Below are 583 nucleotides of genomic sequence, written 5' to 3' on the forward strand. Positions count from 1 at the left end.
GTTAGTGCGTACCAGCCCTGTGGCCAGTGCGTCCAGTGCATCGTGCTGGCTTCGCCCGGGTCTGAACCCGTATGAGAACCCCATAAAGTCGTTTTCATAGACTGCGTTCAGGATTTTCACCAGCGCATACTGGACGATCTTGTCCTCCAGCGAGGCGATGCCGAGCGGGCGTTGTTTTCCATCCGCTTTTGGGATGTAGTGACGCCTGCCGGGCTGCGCCCTGTAGCTGCCCTGATGTAGCCTCCGGTGCAGATCTGTTATGTTGTTCTTCATGTTTCCGGCGTAGTCCATCCACCTGATGCCATCCACTCCGGCGGCCGCTTTCCTGCTCAGGGAGAGGAATGCGGCTTCCAGTGCTTCGACTGTCAGCAGGTGGAACAATGCTGTAAACCGTTCTTTCTTCCGCTGCTTCGCAGCTTCCCGCACGCGTGACAGCCTCTGTGACATGCTTTCCCGGCTCTGTGTCCGGCGCATGTGTGGCTGTTCCGCGTTCCCCTTGGCCCCGCTCCTTCGCTCCACTGACTCCGCTCCTTTCGGGTTGTTCGCCTGCTTCGCCGCTACTATGAGCGAGTCCGACTTCTCC

General features: G+C 59.0%; 1 pseudogene. It reads right to left on the reverse strand.

The window, feature by feature from the left end:
- A pseudogene (locus HGP28_RS19020) lies at positions 1 to 447 on the reverse strand (reverse transcriptase domain-containing protein); the annotation flags it as partial.
- Positions 448 to 583: the final 136 nt, after the last annotated feature.

This window comes from Vibrio agarilyticus (genome assembly GCF_012641465.1).
Taxonomy (GTDB): domain Bacteria; phylum Pseudomonadota; class Gammaproteobacteria; order Enterobacterales; family Vibrionaceae; genus Vibrio; species Vibrio agarilyticus.